The 17,836-nt window shown below is 39.2% G+C and carries 15 protein-coding genes and 1 pseudogene; 11 read left to right on the plus strand and 5 right to left on the minus strand.

All coding sequences use genetic code 11. The features are described 5' to 3' along the window. Positions 1-74: 74 nt before the first annotated feature. Both rfbG and rfbF read right to left on the minus strand, forming a co-directional pair. Positions 75-1,193: a CDP-glucose 4,6-dehydratase gene (gene rfbG, locus IQ234_RS04615; protein WP_193956204.1), complete on the minus strand. Its 1,119-nt coding sequence runs from the start codon at positions 1,191-1,193 to the stop codon at positions 75-77. Then, positions 1,178-2,008, minus strand: coding sequence for a glucose-1-phosphate cytidylyltransferase (gene rfbF, locus IQ234_RS04620; RefSeq protein ID WP_228008372.1), 831 nt, complete (start codon positions 2,006-2,008; stop codon positions 1,178-1,180). Before rfbF ends, rfbG begins: the two co-directional genes overlap by 16 nt. Before the next feature lie 443 nt (positions 2,009-2,451). On the opposite strand from rfbF, the gene IQ234_RS04625 reads away from it, so the two are divergent. After that, positions 2,452-4,023, plus strand: a complete 1,572-nt coding sequence (locus tag IQ234_RS04625) for a hypothetical protein (protein WP_193956205.1) — start codon at positions 2,452-2,454, stop codon at positions 4,021-4,023. A gap of 212 nt (positions 4,024-4,235) precedes the next feature. On the opposite strand, the gene IQ234_RS04630 is transcribed toward IQ234_RS04625, so the two are convergent. After that, the gene (locus IQ234_RS04630) at positions 4,236-4,688 is read right to left on the minus strand and encodes an SRPBCC family protein (protein ID WP_002774315.1); all 453 of its coding nucleotides are present in this window, start codon (positions 4,686-4,688) and stop codon (positions 4,236-4,238) included. 104 nt (positions 4,689-4,792) lie between these two features. Between IQ234_RS04630 and IQ234_RS04635 the strand changes: the two genes are divergently transcribed. The 3 genes from IQ234_RS04635 (at position 4,793) to IQ234_RS04645 (ending at position 6,533) form a co-directional block, all read left to right on the plus strand. After that, entirely contained in the window at positions 4,793-5,155 is a 363-nt protein-coding gene (locus IQ234_RS04635; protein WP_193956206.1) for a cupin domain-containing protein, read from the plus strand. A gap of 5 nt (positions 5,156-5,160) precedes the next feature. Next, a complete protein-coding gene (locus tag IQ234_RS04640) occupies positions 5,161-6,006 on the plus strand; it encodes a prephenate/arogenate dehydrogenase (protein ID WP_193956207.1) in 846 nt (281 codons plus the stop codon). Positions 6,007-6,074: 68 nt separating this feature from the next. Then, positions 6,075-6,533 carry a nitrate reductase associated protein gene (locus tag IQ234_RS04645; RefSeq protein WP_193956208.1) on the plus strand — a complete coding sequence of 153 codons (459 nt, stop codon included), beginning with the start codon at positions 6,075-6,077 and terminating at the stop codon, positions 6,531-6,533. 150 nt (positions 6,534-6,683) lie between these two features. Here the strand turns inward: IQ234_RS04645 and IQ234_RS04650 are convergent, their stop codons facing one another. Then, on the minus strand, positions 6,684-6,875 hold the full coding sequence (locus IQ234_RS04650) for a DUF2949 domain-containing protein (protein WP_002738067.1): 192 nt from the start codon (positions 6,873-6,875) through the stop codon (positions 6,684-6,686). A 463-nt stretch (positions 6,876-7,338) separates the two neighbouring features. On the opposite strand from IQ234_RS04650, the gene IQ234_RS04655 reads away from it, so the two are divergent. The 7 genes from IQ234_RS04655 (at position 7,339) to IQ234_RS04685 (ending at position 17,708) form a co-directional block, all read left to right on the plus strand. Continuing rightward, positions 7,339-7,971, plus strand: a complete 633-nt coding sequence (locus IQ234_RS04655) for a hypothetical protein (RefSeq protein WP_193956209.1) — start codon at positions 7,339-7,341, stop codon at positions 7,969-7,971. Between the two features lie 38 nt (positions 7,972-8,009). Beyond that, positions 8,010-10,631 (plus strand): methyltransferase domain-containing protein, encoded by a 2,622-nt coding sequence (locus IQ234_RS04660; RefSeq protein WP_193956210.1) that lies wholly within the window; start codon positions 8,010-8,012, stop codon positions 10,629-10,631. 147 nt (positions 10,632-10,778) lie between these two features. Further along, positions 10,779-12,101, plus strand: coding sequence for a glycosyltransferase family 4 protein (locus IQ234_RS04665; RefSeq protein ID WP_193956211.1), 1,323 nt, complete (start codon positions 10,779-10,781; stop codon positions 12,099-12,101). Between the two features lie 28 nt (positions 12,102-12,129). Then, entirely contained in the window at positions 12,130-13,218 is a 1,089-nt protein-coding gene (locus IQ234_RS04670; protein ID WP_193956212.1) for a glycosyltransferase family 2 protein, read from the plus strand. 686 nt (positions 13,219-13,904) lie between these two features. Then, entirely contained in the window at positions 13,905-15,029 is a 1,125-nt protein-coding gene (locus IQ234_RS04675; protein WP_193956213.1) for a class I SAM-dependent methyltransferase, read from the plus strand. A gap of 227 nt (positions 15,030-15,256) precedes the next feature. Then, the gene (locus IQ234_RS04680) at positions 15,257-17,371 is read left to right on the plus strand and encodes a hypothetical protein (RefSeq protein ID WP_193956214.1); all 2,115 of its coding nucleotides are present in this window, start codon (positions 15,257-15,259) and stop codon (positions 17,369-17,371) included. A gap of 190 nt (positions 17,372-17,561) precedes the next feature. Next, complete coding sequence (locus IQ234_RS04685; protein ID WP_193956215.1) at positions 17,562-17,708, plus strand: hypothetical protein; 147 nt, start codon at positions 17,562-17,564, stop codon at positions 17,706-17,708. On the opposite strand, the pseudogene IQ234_RS21705 reads toward IQ234_RS04685, so the two are convergent. After that, positions 17,691-17,836: pseudogene (locus IQ234_RS21705) on the minus strand (GDP-mannose 4,6-dehydratase); the annotation flags it as partial. The gene IQ234_RS04685 and the pseudogene IQ234_RS21705 overlap by 18 nt on opposite strands.

Raw genomic sequence — 17,836 nt, forward strand, 5'->3', positions numbered from 1 at the left:
GGTTAATTTTCTTTCAGGGGAGAAATTTGAACTTAATTATTACTTAATTTGTATCCTTATCAGCCTTGAGTTCGCTAATCGATCAGACAACTTTGATAATATTCGATTTGTTGACGAGTAAGGTCTTGGAATTGTGCTTTATCTTCAGAGTCCATTTGAGCCGCTTGATAATACCATGTCACCGTTTCCTTGAGGGTTTGCCGAAAATCCCAGACGGGTTGCCATTTTAGGGTATGGAAAGCCTTATCCGTGACTAGATTAAGCAATTTAGCCTCATGAACAGCCTTCGGATCACTTTGATCGAGCCAAGTCCCCGGCCAAAGTTGTAGGATAGACTCAACTAACTCTTTAACCGGACGATTAGAAGTCAGAGCCGGACCGAAATTAAACGCCCCATATAACCCCCGGCTGTCTTGCTGCCAATTAGCCGTCATCAACTGCTCATAAATTGACTCAGCTAACCGTAAATAGCCCCCTAAAGGCTCTAAAACGTGCTGCCAAGGACGAGTCGCTAGAGGGTTACGCACCGGAATCGGTTCGGATTTGATCAAGGCCCGCATCGCATCAGGTACAATCCGATCTAGAGACCAATCTCCGCCACCGATGACATTTCCCGCCCTAGCACTGGCAATACCGATGGGGGTTTGAGGGGTTTTAAAGAAGGAATTTCGCCAAGATGCAATCGCCAATTCCGCCCCCGCTTTACTAGAACTATAGGGATCATAACCCCCTAGCGGGTCATTTTCCCGATAACCATAGACCCATTCCCGATTCTCATAGCACTTATCGCTAGTGATAAACACGGCGGCACAGGGATGAGTCAGGCTTTTGAGGGCCTCTAAAACGTGAATAGTCCCCATGACATTTGTGTTCCACGTTTCCACCGACTCCAGATAAGAAAGTCGCACTAAGGGTTGTGCCGCTAAATGAAAGATTACATCCGGTTGCCATGAAGCGATTAAACGAGCCACTAACTCAGCCTCTCGAATATCCCCTATATGGTGACTCAGGTTTTGAGCTAAGTCTAATTGGTCAAATAAGGTGGGGGTGGTATTGGGAGCTAAACTGAGGCCTTTTACCTCTGCCCCTAGATGGAGTAACCAAAACCCCAGCCAACACCCCTTAAAGCCAGTATGACCCGTGATAAAGACCTTTTTGCCCGACCAAAATGCTTCCTTTACCATATTTTCCATCTAGCTTGTCCAGTGTCATAAAGGTGATTGAGTACTTCCATTTCTCGATAAGTATCCATGCATTGCCAAAACCCATCATGCCTATAGACGGCGAGTTCTCCCAAAGCAGCTAGGGTTCTTAGGGGCTGTGCCTCAAAAACCGTCGCATCTCCCTCAATTAAATCCAAAACCTTGCGATTTAAGACAAAATAACCCCCATTAATCCATCCTTCAGATGTTTGCGGCTTTTCTTGGAACTGAGTGACTAGATTATCCTCAATCACTAACTCGCCAAAGCGAGAAGGAGGACGAACCGCCGTCAAGGTGGCTAATTTCCCATGAGAGTAATGAAAATCCAACAGATCCGCAATATTCACATCACAAACCCCATCCCCATAGGTGGCTAAAAAGATATCGCTTCCGCTTTGGCCTATATAAGAGGTGAGACGTTTAAGACGACCTCCCGTCATGGTTTCCTGTCCCGTATCAACTAACCAAATACGCCAGTCTTCCTCATCATGTCCACTATCGAGTTTAGTCACTTTTTTATTGCCTAACTCCAAGAGGACATCACTTTGATTCCAATCATAGCTAAAGAAATAGTCCCGGATTATTTCCCCTTTATACCCTAGACAGAGCATAAAGTCAGTTAAGCCATAATGGGCATAAGTTTTCATGATATGCCAAATAATCGGCCGATTTCCGATGGCAATCATTGGTTTAGGTCGAAATTCGGTTTCTTCCCGCAGTCGGGTTCCTTTGCCACCACACAAGATAGCCACGGGAATATTAGACTTATAGTCCTTAACTGTTAAACTGACCGATTGTATTACCATTAGATTATATGGTGAAAGGCTTTTAGAGTGACATCATCTTATCGAGGCAGTTTAACACGGGATTCCCGATTGTGTGCAGTATCTGTCTAAAAAAATTTTTGTTGAGCGGGTGTCTCTAGTTTATTGCTAAACAGGCTCTTAAATCTTCTAGCAGTTATCTTAATGGTGAGGTACGAGGTTTTCCTTTTGGGGAGTCGGTCGTCGGCCGGCGATGCCAAATCAGGTTATACTTCATCTTTATCGGCAACTATAGCAAAAAATGGGTTATTTAGGACGCTTTCAATTTTCAAACTCTTATCGGTCAAGGGTTTCAGCGATTGATTGTCCTAACCACCCCGATCTTTGCTATAGGACTAGAAATTCGCACTACCATGCGAAGATAAACATTCGGGGATACGGTGGCAAAACTACCAGACAATTTTAGGATAAAAATACCGACAATTATGGGGAAATCAATCAATAAAGTCCGAGGAACGGCACTGATTTTAGGGATTCTAGCGATCGCCTTTGCCTTTTTCACTAGGATTGTCAGTATCTTTGAATACGTTACCTTCGATATCGGACCCGATCCCGATCAGATTACCCTTGGTTATCTCTGGATGGATATGTGGAAGGGAAACTTTCCTCAATTAGGACCACCAGGGGGGGGGGGGAAATATGGATTCACAATTCCACCCCTCTATAGTTATTTAGGATTTCCTCTGACAATTTTCGGTACTGCTCCCGAATTTCAAGTCCTTACCAATGGCCTATTCTCTTTTTTATCGATTCCCCTCTTAATCTACTTTGTTTATCAACTTTTGGAAAATGTAGAACAAGATAAACGTCTTCTCCTGTCCAGTTTGGCAGGATTTTGGTATAGCACGATTTATGCCGACTATTTTATTAATAATTTTTCATGGGGACCTAGTCCAATACCCTTTTTCCTGCTCCTTTTTGCTTTACTCTATCGGTTCCAGATGGAAACGACTAAGCCGCTGATCTATCAGGCTATAGCTTGGATATTCTTCGGGATTACTGTCGCTATATTGGTGAGTTTACACACCACCACGATGTTAATTATCCCAGCGACTTCTGTTATCGCCTGTCTATGGTTTGTTTATCGAAATCGAAAGAATACTATTAAATGTCTTTTGCCTTTTCTATCGATTCTCTCGGCAAATCTCGCCTTGATTATGTATTGGCACAGTGAGATAGTTGGGAGATTTGCAAATACGAAAGGACTGCTGAGAGCGCTCACGGAGAAGGGGGCAAGCGCTGAACCATCGAGCAATCTGTTCGCTCGTCTATTTAAAGCGATTTGGGAAACGGTTTATCTGGGTAATCAAGTATTTTTTTTGAATGACAATATATCGATTTTCAATGTCGTAGTTTCAGTTATTTTTTTCGGCATTTCTCTATACATAGTCATCAAAAAATATCGAGGCAATAAAACACTGATCAGCTTTTTTGCGATTACTTGGATAATTTTTATCTACGCTTCCTCTAATTACCCTGATGAGTATTTTTATTCCCATCGTAAAATCTTACTCTGGTTTGCTCCTATTCTTCTGGCGATCTCTAGTCTGGCCTATCTAAACTTGACTAAGACTTTCCACAGGATCCTCGCTCTAGTTCTAACAATTATCATCGGCTATTCTATCGCAACTAATCTCTATTTCAATCAACGTTATCTTGCCAGTAAATACGGTTCCGAAAGACTCCTATCCGTGGCCGATACAGTGGCAATTATCAATCAGATTCCGGTCGGTTCAACCCTTTGTGATCCAGCCAAGAAACGCAAAAGAAAAGAGCACGGTCAGTACGATTATATCGATACCTTTATGACCAAAAGAGAGCTAAAGATCACCAATGCCTGCCCATCGGGTAGTTATTATATACAGCCGAAATTTAAAATGGCTATCCAAATGAACGATTTATTTCCAATTTTTACCCTCGTCAAAACTCCCCCTCTCGATCGCCCGATGACTTCCCTTCTGGAAACCCCAGAAGCCTATCTCTATAAAATCGAGTAGAAATACCTCAACCATGATAGCGGAATTTACTCGGGATATTCTTAGGAAGTTTTCCTTTTAGGGAGTCGGTTGTCGGTAGTCAGCAATAAGCTGTACTGCATTTAAACTGGGTATGGGAATTTTTAGTACAAATGCTCAGACCGACTCTCCCTGCTCATAGACAGTATTAACGAGCAATTTAGCTAGTCAAAAGCTTATTACCAGTGATTACCTCACCTTGGCGGCGTATTATTGACAATATTGAGCGCATAAAGGCGAAAACGCTCTAGATCAGCTTGTAGGGTTGATTCCACCACTCGACCTAGGAAAAGATTATCCATCAATTTTCCTAACCAACCGGGTATAGCATAGGCTGCTGTCAGTCGCACAATACTCCTACCATGACGGTCATAGAAACGAATTGCCCCACGGTTAGGCAACCCGTCCACGGATTCCCATTGAATCATCTGATGGGGGACAATTTTCATTATCCGTGACAACCAAGTAAATTCTAGACCACCACTGGCTAACTTCCAACGGGAAAGTTCTGGCTCCTCCTCGAGAATTTTCACCGATTCGATCCATTTCATCCAGTGGGGCATTTGTTCTAAATCTGACCAGAGCTCCCAAACCAGATCGATCGGCGCGTCCACTTCTACCTGTACACTATGTTCTAACCAAGTCATTCGTTAATTCTGGCGATGCTGAATATTTCTATGATAACGGCTATTAGTCTTTAGCTTTTCACTCAATGATAAAATAAAAACAATCTTCCCAGTTTAATTTTACTATGTTAATCAGAAAACTGCTCGAATGTGAGGAATTCATCGCCGGTGATCATACCCGATTGCGCGAGTTATTGCATCCCGATAAACAGCCGTTAAATCTACGTTATAGTTTAGCCCACGCATGGGTAGATGTGGGGGAAACTTCTACTCCCCACACTTTAAAAACTGCGGAAGTTTATTATATTCTGCAAGGACAAGGGGAAATGCACATCGATGAGGAAGTGCAATTAGTGACTGTCGGTGCTGCCATTTATATACCTCCTCTCGCTAAACAATATATTCATAATTGTGGGGAGGAACCCTTAGTTTTTTTGTGCATTGTCGATCCTGCTTGGCGACTGGAAGACGAAATTATCTTTGAGTAAAAATAATGAATATTGGCATTATTGGACTGGGTTTAATCGGTGGTTCCTTGGGGTTAGATTTCCGCGCACAAGGTTATAAGGTTTTGGGAGTTTCCCGTCAACAATCCACCTGTGATATCGCTATAGAAACAGGAGTGGTAGATGAATCTAGTACCAGTTTAGAATTATTGGCTACTGCCGATTTAATCTTTATTTGTACTCCCATACATTTAATTGTGCCAACTTTGGAAAAATTAACTCCCTATTTAAAAAAACAGGCAATTGTCACCGATGTGGGATCGGTTAAAGGAGCGATTGTAGCCAATTGTAGTCAATTATGGCCAAATTTTGTCGGTAGTCATCCCATGGCTGGGAAAACCGAACAGGGAATTAATGCGGCACAATTGGGTTTATTTGTCAATACCCCATATCTGATTACTCCCCTTGAATCTACTTCTAAATGTGCCGTGAAAATCTTAACTGAAATAGTAGAAAAATTAGGCTGTAAAATTTATTATTCCTCCCCCGAAGAACACGATCGAGCCGTGGCATGGATTTCCCATTTGCCAGTAATGATTAGTACCAGTTTAATCCAAGCTTGTGCGACAGAACAAGATCTGAATATTCGCAAATTAGCAGAAAATTTAGCTAGTTCTGGTTTTCGCGATACCAGTCGCGTCGGTGCTGGCAATCCCGAATTAGGTTTAATGATGGCTAAATACAATCGTCAAGCTTTATTGATATCCTTGACAAATTATCGGCAAAATCTTGATCAAATTATTGACTATATTGCAGGAGAACAATGGCAGGAACTAGAGGAAATTCTCGTTTCTAGTCATAAATATCGAGGCAATTTTATTCAATCAAAATAACATTTTTCCCAGCAATTATACCCCAGTCCTGTGTTATAGATTTATCCTCAGTAAACCAATGCAATAATATGAACACTTTTTTTGACTTTGAAGCCGAATTTGTTGACTCCTTACGTTGCATACCGATGGCCGTGAGAATGAAACTAGATACCTGTGGAGTTAAATTAAAATTATCCCATTGGATGCAGTTAACTCAACCAGAAAGAATGGTATTAGTTAATATGGCTTGTACGACGGCAGCAGAAACCAAAATCTATCGAGATTTTCTGCAAAAATTAATCACGGAAAAAACTGGCAATCCCGCAGGAGAACTAGCAATAGATCCCCACCCTCCTTGGCTAGATGATAGCCAGATTCCTGATACAGTCCTAGAAAAAGCTAGAGAATTAGAGATTGAAATTAGTTTAGAACAATGGCAAAAATTGCAATCATTCCAACGTTTTGCCCTGATTAAACTCAGTCGTCCCAGTCACGAAAATCTCAACTTCTATCCTGCCCTGAAAGAGTTCCACATAGTCGATGCCTAACTCAAGAAACCATGGCATATTAAGTTTGTTTATACCTTACTGTCATGACAAGCAAAAAGGCGATCAAGGAGTATAAAATTAAATAAATTACAGTAACTTGCTGGTCGCTTAATAAAAATGATAATTAATGAGCATATTCTGGGAAAATGATTATACAGTTTCCATCCAGTCAAAGACTTGATTTAATTGCGACAAATCGATTAAACCGTACTGCCATAAAACCATCGGCAAAGAACCCACCGATGCTTCACAGAGACGCACAGCCATATCGAGGGAACGGGGGGAAATTGCTAATTTTTCCAAGAGGAAAGTGCGGAGTTGTTTTTGTTGATGAGCTTCCATGATTAAGGATCATTGGTAATGATAATCGGATTATTGAATAACTTATCTTCTATTAAAAAGAGATGCTTCCCTCACGGGGATCACCCAATCGGGTGATTTTGTCCAACAATGGCAATAATTTAAGAGTTTATCCATAATATGTCCTGCTATCCCGAAATTGCTAGTGGGGATATCAACACTTTCTTTACTTAGAAAAACGATAAAGGGGAGCTTTTGGGATAAGCTATTGATCAGGAGACCTCGAAAAACAGATTTACTACAGCATTGCACCGCCTGAAAACCTCATGAAACCTTTATTTATTCTCAATTAGTGCGAAGATTTTTTCAATAAGTCTAATTTATCGAGGTACGCTTTAGGTATCAGACATAATTTAATTTCGAGAACCTACTTGACTTTCGCCAGTCAATCCTGTATGATCGAGCCGGTGGTTATTAGGAGAATAAAAAAACAATCTGAGCAACTATGTCAAAAATTAAAATCAACCTACAGATTATTGGCGTTTTTTATAAGCGGGTTATTTACCCAACTGTAACTTTAACTTTTCCTATATTTCTGGCTTCCTTAGTCGCCTGTAATCCCTCTCCAGAAGGAAGCAAAGTTAATCCTCCCCCAAAGGCTTCCCCCTCTTCTGAAGCACCTACTTCTCCGAACACCCAAACTACTACATCCAACGTTTCTATTCCTGGTGTTCAAAATTACACCGAAATCATTTTTAAACAGCCTCAGAAAAATTCAAGCAATGGTTTCTTCGAGGCAGTTAACGATTCCCCAGAACTTGAGCGAGAACTCCCGAAGACTAAGCCTTTCAGAGTTTCTGGTTGGGCTGTAAATGCTGACTTTATTCAACCAGCCGACCTAGTAATTATAACGATGGGAGATGATAACACTCCTATTGCTATTGCCCCTGTCACGATAGATAGGCCTGATATTGTTAAAGGGTTTAAGAAAAACGCTTTAGCAAAATCTGGCTGGAGTGCGACTATCGATCCCATATCTTTACCTAATAATAGCGTGATACTCAAGGCTTGGTCTTACGATCCCACCACCAAAGAAGCGATTCAATTGTCTCAAGAACATAAGCTGACTTGGAAATAGAGCATCTGGAGTATATTTAGAAAACTGCGAGTATGATTATGATTGATAGTAGTTGGCAGAAAAACTATCCTCCTCTGGAAAAAATGACGGAAAATCTTGATGATAATAGTAGTTTAGCAAAACTATTAGGCTTGATTAGCGAGAACACGAGAGTCATTGATTTTGGATGCGCCACAGGTTATTTGGCTTACTTACTTAAGCGAAAAGGGTGCGTGGTGACAGGAGTTGAAATTAATGAACAGGCCGCAAGCATTGCGGAGGAATACTGTGAGCGAGTAATTGTGTGCGATTTAGATATTACTCGTTTACTCGACATTCTTCCTAAACAAACTTTCGATGTAGCCGTTTTCGGTGATGTTTTGGAACATCTTCGAGATCCTTGGCGAATTTTGCAAGAGACCAAAGAATTGTTACTTCCGCAAGGGTATGTTGTTGCCTCGATTCCCAATATAGCTCACGGGGCGATTCGTTTATCTTTACTTCAAGGCAAGTTTGACTACCAAGAACTTGGTATTTTGGATAATACTCATTTAAGATTTTTTACCCGAAAAACCGTTGAAGAATTATTTGAAAAAAGTGGATATTTATCCGAAATTGTTGACCGTACCCATCTTCCTATTCTGGAAAATTCTCCTCTAATTCCATCTCTTGAACTTAATCATCTTGATAATAAATTAGTTGAAGATATTCAAAATGCCAGAGAGACTGATACTCTCCAGTTTATCGTTCGCGCCTTTCCTGCTTCCGTAGAAAAACAGTATGATTTTCTAAAAACAAAGTTTTTAGAAAATTCCAATCTACTGGAAAGCTCTCAAACGGAACTGCAACAAACTAAGGGTTTACTGGAAAGCTCCCAAACCGAACTGCAACAAACTAAGGGTTTACTGGAAAGCTCCCAATCGGAACTGCAACAAACTAAGGGTTTACTGGAAAGCTCCCAATCGGAACTGCAACAAACTAAGGGTTTACTGGAAAGCTCCCAATCGGAACTGCAACAAACTAAGGGTTTACTGGAAAGCTCCCAATCGGAACTGCAACAAACTAAGGGTTTACTGGAAAGCTCCCAATCGGAACTGCAACAAACTAAGGGTTTACTGGAAAGCTCCCAATCGGAACTGCAACAAACTAAGGGTTTACTGGAAAGCTCCCAATCGGAACTGCAACAGACCCGCGACTGGCTGGATCGATATCAAGTATGGATTGGTGCGATGGAATCGAGTAAGTTTTGGAAGTTGCGAACGAAATGGTTTGATGTGAAATACGCTTTAGGACTCGATCAGCCTGAAAAACATCAAAAACCCGAGAATCATAAATCAGCAGAAACATTCAATATTGATTATCAATCCTCTTCCTTCCAATTATTTATCGATTTAGCGATTCTTGTTCCGAATCTGGGAATCTATGCCGAGGGTTGGATATTCGATCCCAAGGACGAAATTCAAGCTCTAACGTTCGTAACTGAACGGGAAGAGGTAGATGTTAAATCAACTCTTGCTAAAAAAAATCGACCAGATCTAGTTCCTTATATTCAGAGTCTTGGAATCAGTAATCCTCCAGAAGACCTTGGGTTTTTTGTCCTTTGTCCTTTAAGCGACACATCTAATATTACCGAGTTACAACTTCAAGTTCAACTACAAACAGAAGATACTGTAGATTACAAAGCAGGATTTTTGAAACTGCCGAGCGATCCTTTGCCAGTTATTCAGAATATCCTAACTTATTGCCCACTTCCCAATTATCGAATGCGTTCTATTTTAGACAATCATGTAGGGCTTACTGTTAGGACTCTCTGGAAAAATCGGCAGCGGCCTAAGATTGAAAAAATCGTTAGGGAATACGGTGTTCAAGTAGAAAAACCAGAAGTGTCGATCGTTGTTCCCCTTTATGGAAAAATAGATTTCTTGAAGTATCAGTTAGCTCTTTTCGCTGACGATCCCGATCTCAAGCAGAATGAATTGATCTATGTTCTTGATGATCCACGATGTTACGACGAGTTTCTTTATCTTTGTGATTCACAATCATCCATATTTGAAATCCCGTTTAAAACTGTATACACGGGGATAAATCAAGGGTATGCTGGAGCTAACAATTCTGGAGCCTTGATCGCTAGAGGACGATTACTTCTTCTTTTAAACTCTGACGTGATGCCCGTTCGTTCTAGATGGCTTTCCTCTCTGGTCAAGAGTTACAATGGTCTCGCAGATGTAGGTGTAATTGCACCGAAATTACTCTATGGAGATGGTAGTATCCAACACGCTGGTATGAAATTCCTCAGATACGGTCCTTGGGAGAATTTATTTATTAACGATCATCCGAAAAAAGGGTTGCCCAACTTTGTTGAGCGCAACTCTTGTCCCCAAGAACTAGCGGCAGTGACTGGAGCCTGTATGATGGTTTCGAGGGAACTATACGATGATGTGGGTGGCATAGACGAAGAGTATATTATTGGGGATTTTGAAGATTCCGATCTTTGTTTAAAACTTCATGCTAAGGGGTTTAAGAACTATTATATCCCTGGGGTAGAACTTTTTCATTTAGAAAGACAATCGTTGAGTTTAAATCATAATCATGGCGAACAAGGCAAAAGAAATCAGACTCTGTATAATTGTTGGTTATTTAATCAGAAATGGGAGCAATATATTTTAGAAAATATTCTCTGAGCAAAAAAATTTACTTATTAAGAGAATTGTCATCGGTACTAAAAATCGAATGATGAGATATTAACGAAATGAGTATTGGAGAATAAGTACAATTTCTATAACAACGGTATCCTACACAATTAGACGAAATTAGGAAAGTTAAAGTTTATGTTAGAAAAACAAAAAATTTTAATTATATCTCACGCCCATCCGAAGATAAGTAAGGGTGGCGGAGAGAATGCGGCTTATAACCTCTTTAAAGAAATTCAGCATAGAGATAATTATGAGGTTATTTTTCTTGCCTATAACCCTTTGGGTAGTCCAAACAATTTAGGTAAGTATTTAGAAGTTTGTGCATTCGACGGTTCAGAAATAATGTTATCTGGAGGCAGTCCCGATCATTTTATTTTTTCGCAGTTAAATACAAAATTGATTTGGGAAAATTTTCGTGATTTATTAGATTATTTCCAACCTACTATCGTTCACTTTCATCACTACGTTCATATTGGACTGGAGATGATCAGAGAAGTTCGTAAATATTCAAAGGATGCTCCAATTATTATGACTCTTCATGAATACTTAGCTATTTGTAATAATAATGGACAAATGATAAAAACATCGACCGATAAACTGTGTTATCAAGCCATTCCGACAGATTGCCATAAATGCTTTCCTAACAGATCACTGGAGGATTTCCAACTTCGAGAATTATATATTAAATCATTTTTTAACTTAATTGATGTTTTTATTGCACCCAGTAAATTTTTATTGGATAGATATGTAGCATGGGGAGTTCCACAAGAAAAGATGGTGCATCTCGACAACGGACAACCGAACATTACACCAGTGAAACCAAGGACTATCAGTGTCAGAGAAAGTAGAAATCATTTTGCGTATTTTGGTCAAATCAACATCTATAAAGGCATTTTAGTTATCCTAGAAGCGATGTCTAACTTACCAAGAGAAGTAAGATCAAATATCGTACTAAATATTCACGGAGCAAATTTAGAGTTGCAACCTTTGGATTTTCAAGACAGGGTTACTGAATTACTTGATAAAACTAGGGATTGCGTTCAATTTATCGGTCCTTACCAACCAGAAGAAATGCCAAAGCTAATGGCTAATGTGGATTGGGTAATTGTCTCATCGATCTGGTGGGAGAATGCTCCCTTGGTGATAGAAGAAGCCTTTATTCACAAACGCCCGGTGATCTGCAGTAATATTGGTGGCATGGCTGAAAAAGTAGAACATGAAAAGTCGGGATTACATTTTCAAGTAGGTAGTGCGGCAGATTTAGCTAATTGTATAATCCGAGCGGCGACTGAAGAGGGATTGTGGGATAAATTATCTAATGGGATTTCGGAGCGTTTAACGATTCAGGAAGTGGCCGATCAAACACTGGAAATTTATAGACAGATTCAAGAAAAGCGTTCTTTACTAAACTCTCAGCTGAACCAAGTGGGTGAATGTATTTCTCAAGAACCAAGTTGATTTAATCTTTGTAATCTCTCAAATTGATATGACCTTTATTCCCGATCAACAACCACTGGTTAGCGTTTTGATACCGACCTATCAAGGGGAGGAATTCCTTGAAGAAGCACTTGAATCAGTTCTATCCCAAACTTATCATAATCTCGAAATCATTATTAGTGATGACGGCTCGGTGGATAGAACTTTAGAAATTGCTAAAAATTTTCAATTACACTCTTCAATAAAATTCAAAATACTTACTCATCAAAGATTGGGGATGATTCCTAATTGGAACTTTTGCCTCTCTATGGCACAGGGAAAGTATATTAAATTTCTATTTCAGGATGATGTTCTCACTGCCAGCTGTATTAAGGACATGGTAGAATTAGCTGAAAGCGATGAGGATATCGGTTTGGTTTTCTCTGCTCGCGCCTTGCTTACCGCCAGAGGAGTAGAGACCAGTGACACTTGCCTGAATTTTGCTAAAGGTATAGAAAATATACATTTAGCTTGGTCAAAACTAGAATCAATTCAGTCAGGCATCAATTTACTTAGCGATCCTAAGTTTTTGGATGGCTCTATTAATAAAATCGGCGAACCCAGTACAGTATTAATTAGGAAAAATGTTTTTGATATCTTAGGAGACTTCGATCCTAACCTCTGTCAATTAGTCGATGTTGATATGTGGTGTAGGATTATGCTCCAGTATAAGGTTGGATTTATTAATAAAACTTTATCCTATTTTCGCATTCACTTTTCTCAACAAACTGTTCAAAATCATGAAGAAGGTAAAATTACAAACGATTATCAGTTTTTTCTACAGAAAATGATGGCGAACCCTTGCTATAATAACATTCCTTCTGAATTAAAAAAAAGAATTTATCTCAAGGTAGAAGGTGAGCGAGATGATTTTCAGAGACAATTAGTAAATGCTATAAAAAGGATTCAATACTTAGAGGAACGAGAACTAGAACTAGAAGCTCAAAGGAAAAACCTTAACTCTCTTGTGGAAGAATTTTCTGGTAAACTACAAAAAGCTGAGGCTCTAATTATAGGAATGGAGAGTAGTAAATTCTGGAAATTAAGAATGATGTGGAAAAATCTTCGACATAGGCTAGGATTACCAGATAACGATTAATAATTACCGTGAAAATCAGGGTGAGCGCATCTCAAACGCTATTGACAACTGGCGATTTTTCTTGTCCACCTGCCGTGGGAGCATTTCAAGTGATACCAGTCAATCAGAATAGTTACGAACTCGACAAACTTGGCCTATTGTTGCTTAACAGTTTATAGCATAGAACGATTTAGTTAGGACAGATGCCTGAAGGCTTTACTCACAGCATCCACAAGGTTTTCACTATCATTGATAATCTGACTAACATAGTTTTTCAATCTATAGCAAATTCCACTCAAATATGCCTGAATCGCCATCAGCGTAAGCAATCCAGATCAAGTTTATTTTGTCAAGGATTGTTAAGATGCGCTTACCCTGATGGTTGATAAACAAGACAATTCATGGTAGAATCCAAACGTCAACAGATTTGTAAAGTTGTGTTCTATCGCCCAGTGCGGTAGTTACTCTTACCCAGGCAAAATACTTTCTGTCTGTGGAAGCAAAAAGCTCAGGTCAGTTCAGGCTTTGAGAAGGGGAGCATCTCACCTTTGTAAACTCTAAATCAGGTTTTTATGTCAAGCTATTTTGAAAGCCTTACCAGAAGCAAGTTTTAGCGATAAGCATAATTATTCACTTGCATAAATGAGATGCTCCCTTGAGAAGTTCACACTAAATAATATTACATTACTTTTTAGATAGGTGAAACTATGTCGAATACTTCAGGTTCCTTAACAGATACTCAAACAGTCAAAGATCATTGGAGTCAAAAAGCCCAACAGGAGGATTTAGAGCGAAGAAAGTATGTTGACTGGATGAACCATCCCTTTATTGATAAATTTTATATTAACCGCCAGATATCAAAGAATCCAGAGAAAAACTGGCTAGTATATGTTAATAAAAATTACGTTCCCATGACATTGGATTTAGGGTTAACTCTTGGATGTGGGAATGGCGGACTCGAAAGACACGCACTCAGCTTGGGTATGTGCAGACAATTTGAAGCTTTTGATATTGCTGAGGGAGCAATTGATGTGGCCCGAGATCTAGCAGTAAAGGAGGGAATTGACTCTAAAGTTAAATACGAAGTAATGAATATAAATCAAATTTGTTTGGAACCAGATAAATATGATATAGTTTTTGCTTCTATGTCAGCTCATCACTTTACTGAGTTAGAACACATCTATAGCCAAGTTAGAACTGCGTTAAAACCAAATGGTTTTTTTGTGCTTAACGAGTATGTGGGACCGACACAGTTCCAATGGACAGATGAACAGTTAGTTCTAATAAATGATTTGTTAAAAATATTGCCGAACAAGTACCGAGAATATATTTCCCTTCCTGGACAAATTAAGCAAAGTGTATTTAAACTGACTATAGATGAAATGAATAGTATTGATCCATCGGAAGCCATTCGCTCCGCTGAAGTTTTGCCCCTCCTAGATAACTATTTCAACATTGTAGAGAGGATTGATTATGGCGGAACGATTTTACATCAGTTGATGCAAGATATTGTTGGAAACTTTGCCCTCGATAAGGAGCAAGATATTGCCCTTTTAAATCTTATCTGTTACCTTGAAGAAACATTAATCAAAAAAAAGGTAATCCCCAGCGACTTCGCTCTAATAATTGCACAGAACAATCAACAGGAACAAACCGCTTTGGTAAACAGCACTGCATACAATGAGGACAAAAATATGATTTCCAATCGACAAAATTACCATGACGAAACATTTTTTGATGTTTCCAGTAAGCAGCTTGCCCAACAAATTTCTATGAGAAAGTTAATCAAGGCAATCTTACACAAGATTATGAACAAATTTGAGGTAAAATAACTCAATTTTTTGAGCAATGACCATTAGAGATTGAAGCGATTATCCCGAATTTAACCTAATTTAATTTTGGTGGAAAGTAGTTTAAGGAGAATCCTGAAACTACTTTCCACAGTCTCTGGAAACTAGAGTCAATGTTTCGCCGATTCAAAAGTCGCCGCTAATGTGTTAGTGTGTCTCATAAACTAAGAATTTTCTCTACGTTATCAACTATTTAAGACAGAATCAAAATGGTTATCAATCATCTTCATTCCTACTCTATCCAGAATAAAAAGAAAATTATTATCAATATTGGCTTATTTATCCTGCTGTGTTTAGTTATAGCGACCATTACCACTTTATATATCTCAAGTGAGAGATACTTATATTTCTGGGATTCTGCTAACTATCCAAACCAGACTAGCGATTTAGCTTCTGCATTTCGCACTTCAATAGGTCAAGGATTTGAAACTTTTTTTGTTTCTCTTTCCACTGACTACAACAAAATCCCTTGCTTGCCACTTGTTCCCTTTGTTCTGATCTTTGGTAACTCCCGTCTGGTTTATATTCTCAGTAGTGCATTGGTATATAATGTCCCCTTTGCATTGGTAATGGGGGCGCTCGCAACTAAAATTATTCCAGGTCAGTCTCGTGCTGTTTTTTGGTCAACAGCCTTCTTGACGGTACTGATTCCTACCACATTGCTTCCAACCCTGCGTGGCTACCCTGATATAGGTGCTGCTTTTATTATAGGTTTAGCCCTATTAGTTTACTTAAAAGATGTAAAACTTAAGCAATGGTGGCAGCCCCCACTACTTGGTTTTTTACTAGCATTAGCACTCTTATTTCGCCGCCATTTTGCTTACAGCGCAAGGGCTTTTTTAGGAGCGATGATTTTGTGGGGTTTACTGATATTTTTAAGTGAAGTTCGCAATAATACAAGGACAGCTTTACGGAATTTAACTCGTTATGGAATTCTCATTGGCCTTGTAGCCATAAGCAGCGTGGTGACTTTAATAATATTAGCTCCTGAATTTACTAAACAGATTCTAACCACTAATTTTCGTTATCTTTATGCTTCATACGAGCAGGATACTTTTCTTATTTTTCAATACTTTGGAGAATTTTATGGTTGGTTAATCTGGCTGCTCGCAATTCTTGGTATTTCTGCTGGAATTGTAACTCGGATACTTATTCGTCCAGCTATTTATTTAATCGTTATATTTGGCAGCTTTTCAATTATACAATGGGGACTTTTTTCAAAACAATGGGGACCTCAATATACGACACATTTCAATTTTGTGATCATTTTAGGCATATCTTCACTGATTTGGACGATTTGGCTCACAATAAGAAATAAACTACGCTCTTTTATTCTAGGGGCTTTAACTATTATTTTGATCATTAATTTATTAAGTCAACTTACAACTGGGTTAGAAGGCATCCTGAATAACCCATTTCGTGCTTTGTTTGGTGGCAATCATCCCCCTTTGGTACGAAAAGATTATGGCACAATGGTGCAATTAATTGAATATCTCCGCAACATTTCTCAGGACAAGCAGGCTGTTTATGTAGCTTCTTCTTCAATGATTTTGAACAATAGCTTAGTTATAGAGGGTGAACGACAATTATATGGTAGAGAAAACGGAATATTAAATATTTTAATGACCTCAGATATTGATTCTCGTGATTTCTATCCAATTCAACAGTTGTTAGAGGCTGATTATGTAATTGTTGCTACTCCTTTCCAGCATGCTGTGGCTCCTCAAGAAGCTGATGTAGTTAAAGTTGTTGTAGATGCTTTTACTGAAAATTCGGAATTAGCTCAAGACTTTGAACGGCTACCTGAGCAGTTTGTTTTAGAAAATAACGTTATTGTTAGTATTTTTCGGAGGAGTCGTTTAACTTCACCAGAAACCGCTTTATATACCCTAAAAACAATGCAGGAGCAAATACAACCCATGCCCGGCAGTAGCTATTACTGGATGAGTTATGGTACACAGCCCCAACATAAGATCTGGTTTAATGGAGACAGAACTGTCAATATCCAAGCTACTTTCAAGATGGAGCCAGCATCTTTCCTTTATTTTGGCCCACTTCCACAATTAGCAAATGTTAGTGGTATAGTAAAATCCTCTACCTGCTCGGGATTTAAACAATTTTCAATTCGCCTAGCAACATTGAACAAAAAAGGTGATGTTATTAAAAGCAAAGAACTAATATATTCTTCTAAAGATTCAAACAATTTCTCTTTGCCAATTGAATCTCTAAATGCGGCCTATCTAAGATTTGATTTAGTTGGTCACAATAAAACCGATAATATATCCTCCTGTTCCGTACACATTGAAAATCTTGGAGTTTTCTAATCTCAAAGGGAAGAGAATGTAACAGGTCTTGTCCTGACCATCGCATCTGATATTTTCAAATCCTATCCATTTATTTGCTCTCGCTTTTTGTTCTTGAGGTAGACATACCCCATGACTGTTTCGTTGGGTATCTAGAATTCTCTAAGCAAAAACTAGATGCTCAGCATCACTGACCAAATACATCTAATCTATGACAATATCTGTAAATTTCTCCCTGAAACCCATGGCAATTATCGACCGGGTGATGGGTGACATTTTAACAGTCGCTGGTCATTTCCGACAGGGGGTGGGTTGCACTTCCCTAACCCACCCGACTTTATTAATCGACGGCAATTAAGGAACGATTGCGAAGATAAGCCAAATCTTTTAATAACTGTTGGCTATCACCACCGTTATTAAGATTAATCCCCAAAGCCGCTAAATCCGCATCTACCATTAATTTTACCAGTCCCTCGAACGTCACCG

Origin of the sequence: Microcystis aeruginosa LEGE 91341 (assembly GCF_015206885.1) — a bacterium.
Taxonomy (GTDB): Bacteria; Cyanobacteriota; Cyanobacteriia; order Cyanobacteriales; family Microcystaceae; genus Microcystis; species Microcystis aeruginosa_H.